The organism is Streptomyces sp. NPDC025638 (assembly GCF_055558775.1).
In genome coordinates, this window is sequence record NZ_JBVHLX010000012.1 from 265,604 (window position 1) to 282,696 (window position 17,093).

A 17,093-nucleotide genomic window follows, 5' to 3' on the forward strand; every position below is an offset into this window, starting at 1 on the left:
CTCCTCGCGGCCCCCGCCGCTCCTGGCCCCCGAAATTTTCGCGCCCCACCACCGCCGCCACTCCCCGTAACTCCCCCGCAACCCGACGTCCCCCACCCCGCCCGGTCTGCCCCGAGGCGCCCGCTTCCCCCCTCCCACGTGAAGCGGAATCGGCCCCCTCAAGCGGCTGGGTGAGTTGTGTTGACCTGCGCTGAAAGGTCCACTATCGCCTCTCGTAGAGGCGCATCTGCACCCCCGGTCCCCCGTCTAAGATGCGCCCCATGAGTTATGGGCAGGGGGGACCCCAGTCCCAGTGGGATCCATGGAAACCGCAGTCTCAGCAGCGCTGGAACAGCGGCGCCGACCAGACCCCGGACTGGGCCGCGCTCGCCGAGGCCTCGGAAACGCGGAACAAGCGGCGCAGAGTGCTGTTCATCGGCGGCGGCGCGATAGCCACCTTGGCGATCGGCGCGGCCGTCGCCATGGCCGTGGTGTCGGCGAACGGCGACAACAACGCCTCGGGCCAGCCGTCCAACCTGCCCGCGAGCGCCTCCATACCCAGCGACTCGTCGGCCCCGGTGCCGTCCTTCGAGCCCACCAGCGCCCCGCCGCCGCTGGACCCCAAGGACTTCATATCCAGCGCCAAGAAGGACACGGCACCGCTCAGCGCCGAGACCCTCTTCCCGGGCACCCAGCTGACCATGGGTGAGACGGTCTACAAGAAGGGCCCCACGGCCGACACCAAGAACTGCGCCTCGGCCGCGCAGGGCACCCTCCCCAAGATCCTCACCGGCAACGGCTGCACCCGCCTGCTGCGCGTCAGCTACATCAAGGACGGTGTCGCGGTGACCGTCGGCGTCGCCGTCTTCGACACCGAGGCCGAGGCCACCAAGGCCAAGGGCCAGGCCGACAAGCAGAGCATCGTGAAGTCGCTCGCCGGCAAGGGCATCAAGACCTTCTGCGACTCGGCGATCTGCCGCTCGACGACCAACGCCTACGGCCGCTACGCCTACTTCACCATCGCCGGCTTCACCAGCGGCAAGGACGTGACGACCAAGGACACGAAGGTCTTCAGCACCGGCGACGACCTGGCCGAGTTCACCTTCCGGCAGATCCGCCGGCGCGGTGAGGCCCAGGCCTCGGCCGCCGCCAACGGATAGCACCGGCCCCGGACGATCCCGGCCCCCGGCTACTTCTTCTTCAGGCGCAGCCGGATCGGCACCACCGCCGACTCCAGCTGCGTCCGCAGGGTCATCTTCGAGACGCCCTCGGTCCGCTCCGCGAAGCGGATCGGGATCTCGACGGCGCTGTGTCCGGCCCGTACGGCCTTGTACTTGAGCTCGACCTGGAAGCTGTAGCCCGCGCTGTCCAGGGAGGACAGGTCCACGTCCCGCAGGGTCCGCGCCGACCACAGGTTGAAGCCCGCCGTGATGTCGTGGATGCGCGTGCCGAGCACGGCGCGGGCGTAGGCGTTGGCGAAGCGGGACAGCAGGACCCGGTGGGCGCCCCAGTCCTCGTCCAGCGAGCCGCCTTCCACGTAGCGGCTGCCCACGACCAGGCCCGCCCCGGACGTCACCGCCGCCTCCAGCATCCGCGGCACCGCCTCCACGGGATGGCTGCCGTCGGCGTCCATCTGGACGACGTACTCGGCGCCCTCCTCCAGCGCGGCGCTCATGCCGGCCGTGTACGCCCGCCCCAGCCCGTCCTTCTCGGTCCGGTGCAGCACGCTCATCCGGCGCCGGCCGTCGGCGTTGTGCTTCTCCGCCAGCTCCTCGGCGATCCGGCCCGTGCCGTCCGGGCTGGAGTCGTCGACGATCTTCAGATGGAGGGCGTCCAGCGGCAGCCCCAGCACCGCCTCGGCCATCCGCGGCAGGTTCGCCGCCTCGTTGTACGTCGGCATCACCACGGTGACCCGAGCGTCCCGGTACGACTCGTCCATTTCTTATCCCTCCCCATTCGGCGCGGGTCTACCCAGCGCCGAGAACCGCCAGCCCGCCGCGGTCCAGCGGTCCGCGTCGAGCCCTCCCCTGCCGTCCACGATCCGCGGACGGCGCACCAGCGACCGGGCCCGCTCCGGGTCGATCGCCCGGAACTGCGGCCACTCGGTCAGATGCAGGACCAGGTCGGCCCCGCGCAGCGCCTCCTCGGCCGACACCGCGTACCCGAGCAGCGGGAACGCCTTGCGGGCGTTGTCCATCGCCGCCGGGTCGTACACCGTGACCTCGGCCCCGTCGAGCCCGAGCCGGGCCGCCACGTTCAGCGCGGGCGAGTCGCGGATGTCGTCCGAGTCGGGCTTGAAGGCCGCGCCCAGGACGGTGATCCGTGCGCCCAGCACATCTCCGCCGCACAGCTCACGGGCGAGTTCCACCACCCGGTCGCGGCGCCGCATGTTGATCGCATCGACCTCGCGCAGGAAGGCCAGCGAGACGCCGAGTTCGTCGGCGCGGTGGGCGAAGGCGCGGATGTCCTTGGGCAGACAGCCGCCGCCGAAGCCGATGCCGGAGCGCAGGAAGCGGCGGCCGATCCGGTCGTCGTACCCGAGCGCCTCGGAGAGCTTGGTGACGTCGCCGCCCGCCGCCTCGCAGACCTCCGCCATCGCGTTGATGAAGGAGATCTTCGTCGCGAGGAAGGCGTTCGCGGCCGTCTTCACCAGCTCGGCCGTCGGGAAGTCGGCGGTCACGGCCGGGGTGCCGGCGGCGAGGACGGGCTCGTACACCGTGTGCAGAATCGTTTCGGCGCGTGTCGATCCCACGCCGAACACCAGCCGGTCCGGTCGCAGCGTGTCCTCGATCGCGAAGCCCTCCCGCAGGAACTCCGGATTCCAGGCGACCTCGACGTCGTACGCCGCCGCCAGCCGCCCCGCCGTGCCCACCGGCACCGTCGACTTGCCGACCAGCAGGGCGTCCGGCGCCGCGTGCTCCGCGATCGCCGCGAAGGCCGCGTCCACGTAGGTCAGGTCCGCGCCCTCGGAGCCCTTGAGCTGCGGGGTGCCGACGCAGACGAAGTGCACCCCGCCGAAGGCCCCGGCCTCCTCGTAGGAGGTGGTGAAGCGGAGCCGGCCGCTCGCCGTGTGCTTCGCGATCAGCTCGGGCAGCCCCGGCTCGTGGAAGGGCACCCGGCCCGCCCGCAGCGCGGCGACCTTGTCGGGGTCGACGTCGACGCCGAGCACCTCGTGGCCGAGTTCCGCCATGCAGGCGGCGTGGGTGGCACCGAGGTAGCCGGTGCCGATGACAGTGAGCCGCATACCGGGCGGCCTCCTTCTTACTGCGTGTCCTCTGTTCTCTGCTGTTCTCTGCTGTTCTCTGCGTCTTTGCGCTTGTGTGCTGCCGCTACCTGCGGTCCAGCACTCGCACCACAACGTGGTTCAGCCTGACCGTGCGCACGGTCTCGAAGTCCTTCTCCAGCACGGCCGCCGTCTTCTCGTCCATGCCGGTGAGCAGCGGGCGCCCGTCGCTGATCGTGGAGATCAGCCACAGCCGGTCGACGCCCCTGAGACAGCGGGCCGGGCGCTTGCACTCGCTGGCGCCGTACGAGCCGTTCTGCTGCGGGGTCCACTCCATGAGCACGTCCCGGGGCGCCTTGCGGTCCCGCAGTTCGTACGCCATGGCACGGCGCTCCGACATTCCGCCGTTGAAGACCATCCCGTCGCCGGGCTTCTCCCCCGCCGCGACGACGTTCGCCGCGGCCCGGTAGTCCGGCTCCATCGGCAGGTCCTTCTTCGCGTCGCCGATCCCCGGCCAGGCGACGAAGGCGTACGCCGCCGCGACCACGGTCACCAGCAGTCCGCCGAAGAACTGCGCTCCCGCGCCCCTGCGGGCCCGCGGGTCGAGCCGTCCGGCGAGCCGGGTGACGGCCGCGGCCACCAGCAGCGTCCACGCCGGGATGGTGAACAGGAGATAGCGCGGCAGGAAGAGGTGGAGCTGGTCGGCGGTCAGGAAGGTGAGGACCGGCGGCAGCACCGCCCAGGTCCCGAGCAGTACGGCGTACCGGCGGGCGAGCAGCAGGCCGAGCACGCCGACGGCCATGACAGCGCCGCCCGTGATCCACGAGCCGAACAGGGTCTCCGGGAAGTCGAGCAGGTCCTGGGTCGTGGTGGTGTTCCAGGCGATCTGGCCGCTCTGCCCGGTGCCCTGCGCCACCATCGGGAAGGTGATCGACAGGCCGAGCAGCGCGGCACCCGCGAAGGCGTAGTGCGCGATGCGGTCGCCGCGCCGCCTGGCCAGGATCACCAGCCCCAGGTGCCCGGCGAGCACCGACATCGCGACCAGATGGCCGAAGCCGGTGGCCGCGATCGCCAGCGCGTACAGCGTCCAGCCCTTCAGGCTCGGCCGGTCCAGCACGCGCAGCAGGAGCAGCGTGGCCAGCAGGGCGAAGAGCGTGGCGAAGGCGTACGGCCGGGTCTCCTGCCCGTATCGCGTGATCGCCGGGACCACCGCGAACAGCAGTCCGGCGAGCAGCCCGGTGCGCACCGCGAACATCCGCCGCCCGAGCAGCCCGACCAGACCGGCCGAGACCCCCATGGCCAGCGCCTCCGGCAGCCGCAGCGCGGCCGGTGAGTCGCCGGCCACCGCGATCCACAGGTGCATGGACGCGTAGTACGGCGTGAAGACGACGTCGATGTTGTCGATCAGCCGGCCCAGGTAGTGCCAGGACAGGGTGGACGCCCACCAGGTGGCGTGCTCGTCGCGCCACAGCTGCCGCTGCCCGAGACCGGGCAGCACACAGGCCAGCGCGAGCAGGGTGGGCAGTGTGAAGACGAGCAGCGCGGAGCCCTTGCCGCCGGACTGGCGTCTGCTCGCCCGGCGGCCGCCGGGCTCCGCGGGAGCCGGTGCCGTCTGCGTGTTCGTCGTCATCGCTTCACCCAGATCCGGTACGGCGCCTGCCCGGCGTCCTCGCCGGACGGCCTGAGCACGGCCAGCAGCCGGTAGTGCTCGGAGCCGCGCAGTTGCTCGGGCACGGTGGCGGCCCGCAGCACGATCGCGTCGTACGAGCCCTTCTTCACGGCGGTCGCGAGGGCCGTGCCCCGCGGTGCCGGGTGCCACTGGCCGGGCTCGGTCTGCGCGCGTAGGTAGTACGCGGAGATCTCCGGGTCGTCGGTCAGATAGCTGCCCTTGGCGTCGACCACCGGGCGCAGCGCGCCGATCATGCCGGCCGAGTCCGGCGGCCGGTACAGGTCGCGGGTCTGCGCCATGCCGACGACCAGCGCGGCGACGTAGATCATGATGCCGATCTGCGGGTACCGGAAGTGGGCGCCCATCATCCGCGAGACGCCCAGGCCCGCCATCGGCACCGCGAAGAGCAGGCCGAAGCCGAGGTGGATGTGGAGCGAGCTGCCGTTGCCGAGCCAGGCCTGGTAGAGCGGGGCCAGCAGGGCGGTGGCGCACATCGTCAGGCCCAGGGCCGATCTGCGCAGCGTGCCCGGGGCCTCGCCCTCGGCCCAGGGCATCTCGCCCATGCGGGCCCGCCGGGCGTAGCCGACGGCGCCGATCATGGCGACCAGCAGGACGAGCCCGCCCCACTCGGCGCTGTCCTTCAGCAGGCCCGCCGGGCCGTCCGTGGCATGTGCGTTCCAGCCGTGCGGCATGCCGTGCAGCGTCACGCCCGCGAAGCACAGGGCGCCGGTGGCCACCGCGAACAGCGCGCCGCGCACGAGCGCAAGGGCGCCGCGGAAGCGGTAGGCGGTCAGTACCGCTAGCACGGTCAGCGTCGGCAGATACAGCGCGGCCGAGTACGCGGCGAACGGCGCCAGCGCGGCGAAGGGTGCCGCGAGCAGCACGGCCGCCGGGCCCGCCTGCCGGGTCTTGGCCAAGAGCCACAGGGCCGCAGCGAGCAGGAACAGCGACAGGGAGTGCAGGGAGGCGTAGCGGCCGGTGAAGGCGGTCGACTCCAGCACGGAGTACATGGCGGCGGCCGCGAGACCGGCGCGCGAGTTGAACAGCAGCCGGGTCGCGCCGAACACCAGGGCCGTCGCCCCCAGGGCCCAGACCAGGCTCAGCGCCCGGGCCCCGGCGAGACCGGTGCCGGCGAGCACGCCCGACACGGGCCCGTCGGACAGCAGGAACTTGGCCTCCTGCGCGAAGGCGCTCCCGTCGAGCCGGTACGACAGCCCGGCCTGCACCAGCAGGATCAGCAGCAGCGCGCCGCGGCTGATCCACGCCGAGCGGCTGTTGTCCACCGACCAGGCCGACACCGGGACCTCGGGCAGCACATAGCCGGGCTCGGCCTCGGGCTCCGGCTCGGGGTCGAGGACGGTGTAGTGCGGGACGTAGTAGTCGGCGTCGGGGTCCTCGGGGTCGGCGGCGTAGGAGGCGCGGGGGTCGTACGTCTGCTGCTGGCCGCCGCCGTAGTAGTGCTCGTCGTAGTACTGCTGGGCGCCGTAGTACGGCGGGTACTGCTGGTGGCCCTGCCCGTAGGGGGGCGTGCTCATGAACGCGGCACCTCGAATCCGAAGGCGTCGTCCGCGATGAGGCGCTTGAACTCGGCCAGGGCGAGCGGGCTGCTCTGGATGCGCCAGTCGGCCCGCTTGGGGATGTTGAACCACAGGAAGCCGATGACGTCGTCGTCCTGCTGGACGCCCTTGAGCAGTCCGCGCACATCGGCGCGCCGCCGCTCCCCCGGCTCCGCCGAGGTCTCGCTGATCAGCACCGGCTTGTCGGTGAACGCGGCCACCTGGCGCCGGGTCGGCCCGTAGAGGGTGTCGAAGGTGTGGGCGCCGGTCGTGGACCAGTAGCCGACGATGCCGACCCAGTCGACGTAGGCGTCACCGGGCCAGTACGGCTTCAGCTTCACGGCCGGGACCGGGTTGACGACGTTCGGGCTCCACACCCAGATCACGTTGGTGGCGCCGACGTCCTGGAAGACGTCGTGGATGTGCCGCCAGGCCTTCACGAAGGTCGCGGCCGTGGTGTCCTTGGTCCCCCACGGGTACCAGTGACCGTTCATCTCGTGCCCGAAGCTGATCGCGACGGGGACGTTCGTCTCGCGGACGCTCTTCGCGTACTTGTTGATGTACGCGTCCTGCGACCCGTCGGCGATCTTGTCGAGCCCGGGCTCGAACGGCTCCCAGGACACATACAGCAGCCCGCCGTCGCCGAACACGTTCCGCGCGCCCTGCGTGTTGAAGCCGTCGCCCCAGGAGGAGTAGGAGCCGACCATGTTCGGCTTCTTGCCGATGGTCTTCGCGAAGGCGTCCACGGGCTTCATGGAGCTGGGCGCGCCGTCGACGGCGACCCCGAAGTACTCCTTCTTCGGGTGCAGCAGCGGCTTGACGTCGTACGGCAGCCGCTGCTGCGCCGTCGCGGAGGCGGACGGCTCACGGGCGGCGTCGGCGGCCGGGTCGTCGGAGCCCCCGAGCAGACCGCAGCCGGAGACTGCCGTCGCGGTCAGCAGGGCCAGGGCGAAGGGGCGGAGAAATCTTCGGATCATGCTGCGTCACCTGCGAGGACACGGTGTTCCTTGGGCTGGATCAGCGCGCGGGCCACGACCAGCGCATAGAACAGCCCGGAGGACAGGACGAGGGCGAAGTCCGGCGGGAAGCCGGTGAACAGCCGGTACACGGCGGCGCCGACCCAGACCGCGGCGGTCCCGCCGCCCCAGATCCACAGCCCCAGCCAGAAGCGCCGGGTCTTGTTCTTCTTGGCGCCCTTGGAACCGGTCGGCTGCCAGCCCATCCGCTGCTTGCGCAGGATGTCCCAGATGGCGAAGACATGGGCCCAGCCGTACATCATCCGCGCCGACCAGGCCTCCAGCCGGTAGGGCGCCTTGTGCCACATCGGGAAGATCACGGTGGTGTAGAGGATGCTGGGCAGCACCCACACCAGATGCTTGACCTGGAGCATCTCGGGGCTGGTCAGTAGCAGCACGATGGGCACGAGCGGCGCGAAGAAGGTGAACAGCGCCGTGTGGATGTAGTAGAAGAAGCCGGACATGTAGCAGAGACGGCTGGAGAAACGTATCTGCGCGTCCCAGAACTTCTTGCTGCCGAGCAGCGACATCGAGCCCGAGCACCAGCGGTACTGCTGGTTGAAGAAGGCCCCGGCGGTGTCCGGGCACACGCCCGTCGACAGCGCGACCGGCACGTACTTCAGGTCCCAGCCGAGCCCGCGCAGATCGAATCCGGTGTGCACGTCCTCGGAGTGCTCGATGAGGGTCGTACCGCCGTTGGTCTCCAGGGCCGCCCGCCGGTAGATGGCACAGGAGCCCACGCAGATCGCCCCGTCGCTGTTCTGCCGGGACACCTGCACGGACCGGTAGAAGAGCTCCTGGACCGCGCCCGCGCCCCGCTCGATCCAGTTCTGCGAGTCGAGGACCCGGAAGTACTGCGGGGACTGCACGATCCCGATGCGCTCGTCCGCCTCCATGTACGGCAGCAACTCCTCCAGGAGGTCGGAGCGCGGCGTGAAGTCGGCGTCGAGGATGAGGACGTACTTGCCGTCGGACTGGTCGAACCCGAAGTGCAGATTGCCGGCCTTCTTGAACCAGCCGCGGTTCTCCCGGACCCCGTAGCGGAAGCCGAAGTCGCGGGCCATCGCCTCCAGTTCGGGGCTGGCACCGTCGTCCAGCACGAAGGGCACACACGTCCCCGGATACCGGTCGGCCAGCTGCCGCACATGGGTCCAGGTGTTGTGCAGCACCTCGATCGGCTCCCCGCACACGGGCAGGAAGACATCGACGCTCGGGTAGACCGCCGGACGCCAGCCGCGCACCAGCCGCTGGTGGTGGTCGAAGTCGAAGTCCCTGGTGAAGCCGTTGACGCGCAGCGAGACCAGGTAGTAGACGACCGTGAAGAACAGCGGCGGCGCAAAGATCCAGGTGAGCGGCGAGGCCTTGGCCAGCGCGACCTGGCTGACGGTCAGACAGCCGAAGCTGACGATCGACGCCAACGTCAGCACCCACAGGCGCCGCTTCACGTACGAGTACTTCTCCGCATGCGAGGGAGGCGCGGGCAGCAGCCCGAGCGGTGCCCCCTCGGCACCGCCACGCCGTCCTCCGTGCCGTGCGGCCCTGCGCCCCCCAGCGCCGGCCGCGTCGGCCATGCGGGCAGAGTCAATGGATGACATTCCTACCCTCCGGGCCCCAGGACCCGTGTTACCCCACCAAAAACGACCCCGAATCGAACACGGGGCCGGACCGGGCAAGACTAACCGAACGGTAAGAACGACGTAAGAGGCGACAAGTGACTTACGCCAGGTAAGTCACTATATGCCGGTTATCTTCTTGTAAAATACAGGTAACTAACAGATCTCACAGCCCTGCGCCCCGCTCAGCGTCCGCTTGTTCCGCGCCTCCTTGTTCCGCGCGGCCAGCAGTTCGTCGGCGGGATAGCCGACCTCTTCCAGGGTCAGCCCGTGCGGCCGTACGACATGCACCGCCGAGTCCCGGACCCCCGCCGCGAGCACCTTCCCCGGCCAGTCGGGCGCCCGGTGCCCGTCCCCCACGAACAGCAGCGCCCCGATCAGCGAGCGCACCATGTTGTGGCAGAAGGCATCGGCCCGGACGGTGGCGGTGATGATCCCGTCGCCCCCGCGCACCAGGCTCAACTCCTGCAGCGTACGGATCGTGGTCGCGCCCTCGCGCTTCTTGCAGTACGCGGCGAAGTCGTGCTCCCCGAGGAGCCGCCGGGCGGCCTCGTTCATGGCGTCCACGTCGAGCGGCCAGTCGTGCCACAGGACATGGCCCCGCAGCAGCGGGTCGACACCGCCGGGGTTGTCGGTGACCCGGTACGCGTAGCGCCGCCAGACCGCCGAGAAACGGGCGTTGAAGCCACCGGGCGCCTCCCTGAGGGCCCACACCCGTACGTCCTTGGGCAGCCGCCCGGCGAGCCGCTTGAGCAGCTTCTCGTGATGCTCGCGCCAGACCTGCTCGGGCAGATCGACATGCGCGACCTGGCCCCGGGCGTGCACTCCGGCGTCGGTCCGCCCGGCCACGGTCAGCTCGTACGTCGTGCCACCCGAGCGGGTCACCGTGCGCAGGGCGTCCTCGATCTCCCCCTGCACGGTCCGCCTGCCGCCGGCCTGCTTGGCCCAGCCGTGGAAGTCCGAGCCGTCGTAGGACAGGTCGAGGCGGATACGGACGTGGCCGGGCTGTACTTCGTCACTCACCCCTGGATCCTCTCAGGAAACGCGGAACGGGCCCGCCCCCAAGGGGCGGACCCGTTCACCGCAAGGCAGAGCCTCAGGCGTCCTTGGACTCCTCGGCAGCGGCCTCGACCGGAGCGGCGTCCTCGACGACCTCGTCGGCCTTGGTCTCCTCGACCTTGGCCTCGTCGGCCTCCTTGACCGCACGCTTGGTGGCGGCCTCGGCCTCGCCCACGGCCTTCTGCTGCACCGTCAGCGCCTCGACCAGCTCGATGACAGCCATGGGCGCGTTGTCGCCACGGCGGTTACCGATCTTGGTGATGCGGGTGTAGCCACCCGGACGGTTCTCGTAGCGCGGGCCGATCTCGGTGAAGAGCGTGTGCACGATGCTCTTGTCCGTGATCACCTGGAGCACCTGACGGCGGTTGTGAAGGTCGCCCTTCTTCGCCTTGGTGACCAGACGCTCGGCGTACGGGCGCAGGCGGCGGGCCTTTGCCTCGGTGGTGGTGATACGGCCGTGCTCGAACAGCGACTTCGCGAGGTTCGCGAGGAGCAGCTTCTCGTGCGCGGCGCTGCCGCCCAGACGGGCACCCTTGGTGGGCTTCGGCATGGTTCTTCTCCTGTGTGTCTGCCCCGGCCGTGTCAGGTACCGGGGTCAGTATCCGAGCGGGCGGTTGCCCGTCGAAGATCCGGGTGCCCCTTCAGACACCCGGAGGGTCCGCGCCCCGAGGGGCGCGGGGCTCTGCCCATATGCGGCTCCGCCGCGTGGGCGCGACCGGCCACAACGGACCGGCAGCCGAATCAGTACTGCTCGGTCTCCACGAAACCGGCGTCAGCGTCATCATCGGCACCGAACGCGTCGGCGGCAGCGGTCGGGTCGAATCCGGGCGGGCTGTCCTTCAGGGCCAGGCCCATACCCGCCAGCTTCGCCTTGACCTCGTCGATGGACTTCGCACCGAAGTTGCGAATGTCGAGGAGGTCGGCCTCGGAGCGGGCAACGAGCTCACCCACGGAGTGGATGCCCTCACGCTTGAGGCAGTTGTAGGAGCGGACCGTGAGCTCCAGTTCCTCGATCGGCAGAGCGAGGTCCGCGGCCAGGGCGGCGTCCGTCGGGGACGGGCCCATGTCGATGCCCTCGGCGTCGATGTTCAGCTCGCGGGCGAGACCGAACAGCTCGACCAGGGTCTTGCCGGCGGAGGCCATGGCGTCACGGGGACGCATCGCCTGCTTGGTCTCGACGTCGACGATCAGCTTGTCGAAGTCGGTGCGCTGCTCGACACGCGTGGCCTCGACCTTGTACGTGACCTTCAGCACCGGGCTGTAGATGGAGTCGACCGGGATACGGCCGATCTCCTGGCCCACCTGCTTGTTCTGCACGGCGGAGACATAACCGCGGCCGCGCTCGACCGTCAGCTCCATCTCCAGCTTGCCCTTGCCGTTGAGCGTGGCGAGGACCAGGTCGGGGTTGTGCACCTCGACACCGGCCGGGGGCGCGATGTCGGCGGCGGTGACCAGACCCGGACCCTGCTTGCGCAGGTACATCACGACCGGCTCGTCGTGCTCCGAGGAGACGACCAGCTGCTTGATGTTGAGGATCAGGTCGGTGACGTCCTCCTTGACGCCCGGCACGGTGGTGAACTCGTGCAGGACACCGTCGATACGGATGGACGTGACCGCCGCACCCGGGATCGAGGACAGGAGGGTGCGGCGAAGGGAGTTGCCGAGGGTGTAGCCGAAGCCCGGCTCCAGCGGCTCGATCACGAACCGGGAGCGGAACTCGTCGACGACCTCTTCGGTCAACGAGGGACGCTGAGCGATCAGCATGTGTGGATCAGATCCTTCTTTCGTGGACGCCCGCTATTTGACGTCCGACGGAAACCGCGCCCGTGAAAGGTGCGGGTACTGCAAGGGTACGGGCGATACGGCCCCTGGTGGAGCCGTACCGCCCGCAATGCCTTGTCGGAGCGAGGTCAGACGCGACGACGCTTCGGCGGACGGCAGCCGTTGTGCGGGGTCGGGGTGACGTCCTGGATGGAGCCGACCTCGAGGCCCGTGGCCTGCAGGGAGCGGATCGCGGTCTCACGACCGGAACCCGGGCCCTTCACGAACACGTCGACCTTGCGCATGCCGTGCTCCTGGGCGCGGCGGGCAGCCGACTCGGCGGCCATCTGCGCGGCGAACGGCGTGGACTTCCGGGAGCCCTTGAAGCCGACGTGGCCGGCGGAGGCCCAGGAGATCACGTTGCCGGACGGGTCCGTGATGGAGACGATCGTGTTGTTGAACGTGCTCTTGATGTGCGCGTGGCCGTGAGCGACGTTCTTCTTTTCCTTGCGGCGCACCTTCTTGGCAGCGCCCTGACGACCCTTGGGGGGCATCTACAAACTCCTACGGGAGGTGGTCGGTCCTACAGCGAAGACCGTGGACAGGTGTCCGCTGCGGACTACTTCTTGCCCGGCTTCTTCTTGCCGGCGATGGCGCGACGCGGGCCCTTGCGGGTACGAGCGTTGGTGCTGGTGCGCTGACCGCGGACGGGCAGACCGCGACGGTGACGCAGACCCTGGTAGCAACCGATCTCCACCTTGCGGCGGATGTCGGCCTGGATCTCGCGACGGAGGTCACCCTCGGTCTTGATGTTGTTGTCGACGTACTCGCGGATCGCGACCAGCTGCTCTTCGCTCAGGTCACGAACGCGGGTGTTCGGGTCGACGCCGGTCGCAGCCAGCGTCTCCTGCGAGAGGGTCCGGCCGATGCCGAACACGTAGGTGAGGGCGACCTCCACGCGCTTTTCGCGCGGGATGTCAACACCGGAAACGCGTGCCATTCAATGGCTCCTGGTGATCTTCGGAGGTCTTCCGCAGAACCGGCTCCCAGTCGCCGTACGAGGTACGAACTGGGTCCCCGGCCTCCGAGCCGGGGGTGTCAGGCGATCGCTCGCCTGGGTTCTGCGTATGAACATATTCAGCTTGCGTCGCGCGAATCTCTGCGAATCGAGCAGAGGGATCGGTCGTGCGTCAGCCCTGGCGCTGCTTGTGGCGCGGGTTCTCGCAGATGACCATGACCCGACCGTGACGGCGGATCACCCTGCACTTGTCGCAGATCTTCTTGACGCTCGGCTTGACCTTCATGGGTGTGAGGTTCTCCGGGTCAGTTGCCGGCAGTCCCGCTCACACGGGACGTGGGCAAGATCTACTTGTAGCGGTAGACGATCCGGCCACGCGTCAGGTCGTACGGAGACAACTCCACCACGACCCGGTCGTCAGGGAGGATGCGGATGTAGTGCATGCGCATCTTGCCGCTGATGTGTGCCAGGACCTGGTGGCCGTTCTGGAGCTCGACCTTGAACATGGCGTTCGGCAGAGACTCGACGACAGTGCCCTCGATCTCGATGGCACCTTGCTTCTTGGCCACGCTTCGCCCTTCGAATCGACTACCTTGATCGACTCCCCCACTTTCCCTTACGGGCGCACGCGGACATGCGGACACACGGGAGCCGACGAGTCAGTCTACGTCAGCGCACCCGGAAACACGAATCGTGGAAGTCTGCCCAGCGGGACAGATCGTTACGCCGCGAGTTCAGGCCGGCGTCAGGCCGGCGGGTCCGGAGCCGTCGTGATGCCGTACTCCGCGAGCTTCGCCTTGCCGCCGTCGGGGGCCGTGAGGACCAGGGGGCCCTCCGATGTCAGGGCCACCGAGTGCTCCCAGTGGGAGGACCAGGTGCCGTCGGTCGTGATGACCGTCCAATCGACCGATCCTCGACGCCGCTCTCGCGGGCTCGGCGCCCGGGGCGCCTCACAAGCTTCGAGCGGCCGCGCCGGCCTCCGACCGGCGGGCGTGGGGCTCGGCCGGCGTCAGGCCAGCGGGTCCGGAGCCGTCGTGATGCCGTACTCCGCGAGCTTCGCCCTGCCGCCGTCGGGGGCCGTGAGGACCAGGGGGCCCTCCGATGTCAGGGCCACCGAGTGCTCCCAGTGGGAGGACCAGGTGCCGTCGGTCGTGATGACCGTCCAGTCGTCCTCCAGGACCTCGGTCTTCGGGGTGCCGAGGGAGACCATCGGCTCGATGGCGAGGCAGAAGCCGGGGACCAGCTTCGGGCCCTTGCCGCGGCGGCGGTCGACGTAGTTCAGCAGATGCGGGTCCATGTGCATCTCGGTGCCGATGCCATGGCCGCCGTAGTCCTCGATGATCCCGTAGCGACCGCCGCCCGGCTTCGGCTGGCGGCGGATGTACGTCTCGATCGCACGGGAGACGTCGACCAGCCGGCTGCCCTGCTTCATCGCGGCGATACCGGCCCACATGGACTCTTCCGTCACCCGTGAGAGTTCCAACAGCTCCGGAGCGTGACCTGAGCCCACGAAGGCCGTGTAGGCCGCGTCACCGTGCCAGCCGTCGACGATCGCGCCGCAGTCGATGGAGATGATGTCGCCGTCCTTGAGGACGACCTTCTCGGACGGGATGCCATGGACCACCACGTCGTTCACCGAGGTGCAGATCGTCGCGGGGAAGCCGCCGTAGCCGAGGAAGTTCGATTTGGCGCCGTGCTCCGCGAGCACCTTGCGGGCGACCTCGTCCAGATCCTTGGTGCTGGCCCCGGGAACCGCCGCCTCCCGCGTGGCCGCGTGGATCGCGGCGACCACCAGCCCCGCCGCACGCATCTTCGCGATCTGCTCGGGGCTCTTGATCTGCACCATGGGGGCCTGCGCTCTCCGTCACTCACGTCAACCGGTTACGTACACAACAGTACGGCCGCGGCACCCGAGGGGGCACCGCGGCCGGAACGGCCCGAGAACTACTTCTCGTCGTCCTTGTCACGCTTGAGTGCTTCCAGCGCCCGCTGCGTGATCTCGTCCACCGGGCCCAGGGAGGAGATCGTGACGACCAGTCCCTGCGCCTTGTAGTAGTCGATGATCGGCTCGGTCTGCGTGTGGTAGACCTCCAGCCGCTTGCGGACGGTGTCCTCGGAGTCGTCGTCGCGCTGGTACAGCTCGCCGCCGCAGACGTCGCAGACGCCCTCCTTCTTCGGCGGGCTGTACGTCACGTGGAAGACGTGGCTGGAGTCCTTGCGGCAGATACGGCGGCCGGCGATGCGCTTGACCACCTCTTCCTCGGGAACCTCGAGGTCCAGCACGGCGTCGAGCCTGATGCCCTCGGTCTTGAGCAGCTCGTCCAGCGCCTCCGCCTGCGAGACGTTGCGCGGGAAGCCGTCGAGCAGGAAGCCGTTCTCGGCGTCCGGCTGCTCCATGCGGTCCTTGGCCATGGCGATGGTGACCTCGTCCGGGACGAGGTTTCCGGCGTCCATGTAGGACTTCGCGAGTTTCCCGAGCTCCGTCTGCTGGCTGATGTTCGCGCGGAACAGGTCGCCCGTGGAGATGTGCGGGATGTGCAGCTTCTCGGCAAGGCGAACAGCCTGCGTTCCCTTACCGGCACCCGGCGGTCCGACGAGGACGATACGCATCAGCGGAGGAACCCTTCGTAATTGCGCTGCTGGAGCTGGCTCTCGATCTGCTTCACCGTCTCGAGACCCACACCCACGATGATCAGGATGCTGGTCCCGCCGAACGGGAAGTTCTGGCTTGCCCCGAAGCCAACCAACGCCATCGTCGGTACGAGAGCGATCAGACCCAGATACAGCGAACCCGGCCAGGTGATCCGGTTGAGCACGTAGCTGAGGTACTCAGCGGTCGGTCGGCCAGCCCGGATGCCCGGGATGAAGCCACCATACTTCTTCATGTTGTCGGCGACTTCCTCGGGGTTGAAGGAGATCGCGACGTAGAAGAACGCGAAGAAAACGATCAGCAAGAAGTACATGGTGATGTAAATCGGGTGATCGCCCTTGGTCAGGTTGGACTGGATCCACTGCTTCCAGCCCGAGTTCTCCTTGGAGAACTGCGCGATCAGCGCCGGAATGTAGAGCAGCGACGACGCGAAGATGACGGGAATCACACCCGCCTGGTTCACCTTCAGCGGGATGTACGTGGACGTACCACCGTACGAGCGCCGGCCGATCATGCGCTTCGCGTACTGGACCGGGATGCGCCGCTGCGCCTGCTCGACGAAGACCACCAGGCCGACCATGACCAGGCCGACCACGATCACCGTGCCGAACTCGATCCAGCCGCCGGCCAGGGTGCCCTGCTTCTTGATGGCCCACAGCGCGGACGGGAAGGTCGCGGCGATCGAGATGAACATCAGGATCGACATGCCGTTGCCGATGCCGCGGTCCGTGATCAGCTCACCGAGCCACATGACGACGGCCGTACCGGCGGTCATGCAGACGACCATCGTGATCGTGGTGAAGATCGACTGGTCCGGAACGATCTGGCTCGCGGTCGGGCAACCGGAGAACAGCGCGCCACTACGGGCGGTCGCCACCAGGCCGGTGCCCTGCAGGATGGCCAGCGCCACGGTCAGATAACGGGTGTACTGCGTGATCTTCGCGGTGCCGGCCTGGCCCTCCTTCTTGAGGGCTTCCAGGCGCGGAATCACCACGGTCAGCAGCTGCAGGATGATGCTCGCCGTGATGTACGGCATGATGCCGAGCGCGAAGATCGTGATCTGCAGCAGCGCCCCGCCACTGAACATGTTGACGAGACCGAACAGGCCCTGGTTGCCCTTGGCCACCTCGATGCACGTCTGGACGTTCTTATAGTCGACGCCCGGGATCGGAATATGGGTGCCGACCCGATACACCACGATGATGCCGAGCGTGAAGAGCAGCTTCTTGCGCAGGTCGGGCGTCCTGAACGCCCGGGCGAACGCGGTGAGCACGGTTCCTCCTGCGACCCCCGCGCCGCGCGCGACAGGGACTAGTCGTATCAACATGGCCCAGCGGGCCGAACGATGTTTTCTACCACCCCGTCGCCGAACGCCGTATCACGCGCGGGCACAGGTGGACCTCAAGGACTCTAACAGTGCGTGCGCAGCCTGGTGAAGTTCGCCTGCACGTAAGGCCCGTCGAGGGCGCTCACGGGTGGCTGGATCCTCCCTCAAGACGGTCAAACACCTTTGCAAACGCTCAAACGACCCGAATAGTTTCCCGGGGTC

The 17,093-nt window shown here is 68.7% G+C and carries 17 protein-coding genes and 1 pseudogene; 1 reads left to right on the forward strand and 17 read right to left on the reverse strand.

Annotation, left to right across the window (positions count from 1 at the left end):
• Positions 1-260: 260 nt before the first annotated feature.
• Positions 261-1,139, forward strand: a complete 879-nt coding sequence (locus tag ACZ4EG_RS29640; RefSeq protein ID WP_467792754.1) for a hypothetical protein — start codon at positions 261-263, stop codon at positions 1,137-1,139.
• Between the two features lie 29 nt (positions 1,140-1,168).
• On the opposite strand, the gene ACZ4EG_RS29645 is transcribed toward ACZ4EG_RS29640, so the two are convergent.
• The 17 genes and pseudogenes from ACZ4EG_RS29645 to secY all read right to left on the reverse strand — a co-directional run bounded on the left by ACZ4EG_RS29645 (position 1,169) and on the right by secY (position 16,817).
• Positions 1,169-1,918 (reverse strand): polyprenol monophosphomannose synthase, encoded by a 750-nt coding sequence (locus ACZ4EG_RS29645; protein ID WP_467792755.1) that lies wholly within the window; start codon positions 1,916-1,918, stop codon positions 1,169-1,171.
• 3 nt (positions 1,919-1,921) lie between these two features.
• Positions 1,922-3,223, reverse strand: coding sequence for a UDP-glucose dehydrogenase family protein (locus tag ACZ4EG_RS29650; protein WP_467792756.1), 1,302 nt, complete (start codon positions 3,221-3,223; stop codon positions 1,922-1,924).
• Positions 3,224-3,308: 85 nt separating this feature from the next.
• Positions 3,309-4,832 carry a glycosyltransferase family 39 protein gene (locus ACZ4EG_RS29655; protein WP_467792757.1) on the reverse strand — a complete coding sequence of 508 codons (1,524 nt, stop codon included), beginning with the start codon at positions 4,830-4,832 and terminating at the stop codon, positions 3,309-3,311.
• Positions 4,829-6,406, reverse strand: coding sequence for a hypothetical protein (locus tag ACZ4EG_RS29660; protein ID WP_467792758.1), 1,578 nt, complete (start codon positions 6,404-6,406; stop codon positions 4,829-4,831). The genes ACZ4EG_RS29655 and ACZ4EG_RS29660 overlap by 4 nt, the downstream gene beginning before the upstream one ends.
• Positions 6,403-7,404, reverse strand: coding sequence for a glycoside hydrolase family 26 protein (locus ACZ4EG_RS29665; RefSeq protein WP_467792759.1), 1,002 nt, complete (start codon positions 7,402-7,404; stop codon positions 6,403-6,405). Before ACZ4EG_RS29665 ends, ACZ4EG_RS29660 begins: the two co-directional genes overlap by 4 nt.
• Positions 7,401-9,014: a glycosyltransferase family 2 protein gene (locus ACZ4EG_RS29670; RefSeq protein ID WP_467792760.1), complete on the reverse strand. Its 1,614-nt coding sequence runs from the start codon at positions 9,012-9,014 to the stop codon at positions 7,401-7,403. Before ACZ4EG_RS29670 ends, ACZ4EG_RS29665 begins: the two co-directional genes overlap by 4 nt.
• 198 nt (positions 9,015-9,212) lie before the next feature.
• Positions 9,213-10,079, reverse strand: coding sequence for a tRNA pseudouridine(38-40) synthase TruA (gene truA, locus ACZ4EG_RS29675; RefSeq protein ID WP_467792761.1), 867 nt, complete (start codon positions 10,077-10,079; stop codon positions 9,213-9,215).
• A 73-nt stretch (positions 10,080-10,152) separates the two neighbouring features.
• Positions 10,153-10,665 carry a 50S ribosomal protein L17 gene (rplQ, locus tag ACZ4EG_RS29680; protein ID WP_390710225.1) on the reverse strand — a complete coding sequence of 171 codons (513 nt, stop codon included), beginning with the start codon at positions 10,663-10,665 and terminating at the stop codon, positions 10,153-10,155.
• Positions 10,666-10,856: 191 nt separating this feature from the next.
• The gene (locus ACZ4EG_RS29685) at positions 10,857-11,879 is read right to left on the reverse strand and encodes a DNA-directed RNA polymerase subunit alpha (protein WP_003966937.1); all 1,023 of its coding nucleotides are present in this window, start codon (positions 11,877-11,879) and stop codon (positions 10,857-10,859) included.
• Between the two features lie 146 nt (positions 11,880-12,025).
• A complete protein-coding gene (gene rpsK / locus ACZ4EG_RS29690) occupies positions 12,026-12,430 on the reverse strand; it encodes a 30S ribosomal protein S11 (RefSeq protein ID WP_003956432.1) in 405 nt (134 codons plus the stop codon).
• A 65-nt stretch (positions 12,431-12,495) separates the two neighbouring features.
• Positions 12,496-12,876: a 30S ribosomal protein S13 gene (gene rpsM / locus ACZ4EG_RS29695; protein ID WP_030811707.1), complete on the reverse strand. Its 381-nt coding sequence runs from the start codon at positions 12,874-12,876 to the stop codon at positions 12,496-12,498.
• Positions 12,877-13,066: 190 nt separating this feature from the next.
• On the reverse strand, positions 13,067-13,180 hold the full coding sequence (gene rpmJ, locus ACZ4EG_RS29700) for a 50S ribosomal protein L36 (protein ID WP_003998809.1): 114 nt from the start codon (positions 13,178-13,180) through the stop codon (positions 13,067-13,069).
• Positions 13,181-13,241: 61 nt separating this feature from the next.
• On the reverse strand, positions 13,242-13,463 hold the full coding sequence (gene infA, locus ACZ4EG_RS29705; RefSeq protein WP_003948620.1) for a translation initiation factor IF-1: 222 nt from the start codon (positions 13,461-13,463) through the stop codon (positions 13,242-13,244).
• Positions 13,464-13,639: 176 nt separating this feature from the next.
• A pseudogene (locus tag ACZ4EG_RS29710) lies at positions 13,640-13,804 on the reverse strand (type I methionyl aminopeptidase); the annotation flags it as partial.
• A gap of 99 nt (positions 13,805-13,903) precedes the next feature.
• Positions 13,904-14,740, reverse strand: a complete 837-nt coding sequence (gene map / locus ACZ4EG_RS29715; protein WP_467792762.1) for a type I methionyl aminopeptidase — start codon at positions 14,738-14,740, stop codon at positions 13,904-13,906.
• 98 nt (positions 14,741-14,838) lie between these two features.
• Complete coding sequence (locus ACZ4EG_RS29720) at positions 14,839-15,504, reverse strand: adenylate kinase (RefSeq protein WP_453551408.1); 666 nt, start codon at positions 15,502-15,504, stop codon at positions 14,839-14,841.
• Entirely contained in the window at positions 15,504-16,817 is a 1,314-nt protein-coding gene (gene secY / locus ACZ4EG_RS29725) for a preprotein translocase subunit SecY (protein ID WP_453551410.1), read from the reverse strand. Before secY ends, ACZ4EG_RS29720 begins: the two co-directional genes overlap by 1 nt.
• Positions 16,818-17,093 lie beyond the last annotated feature (276 nt).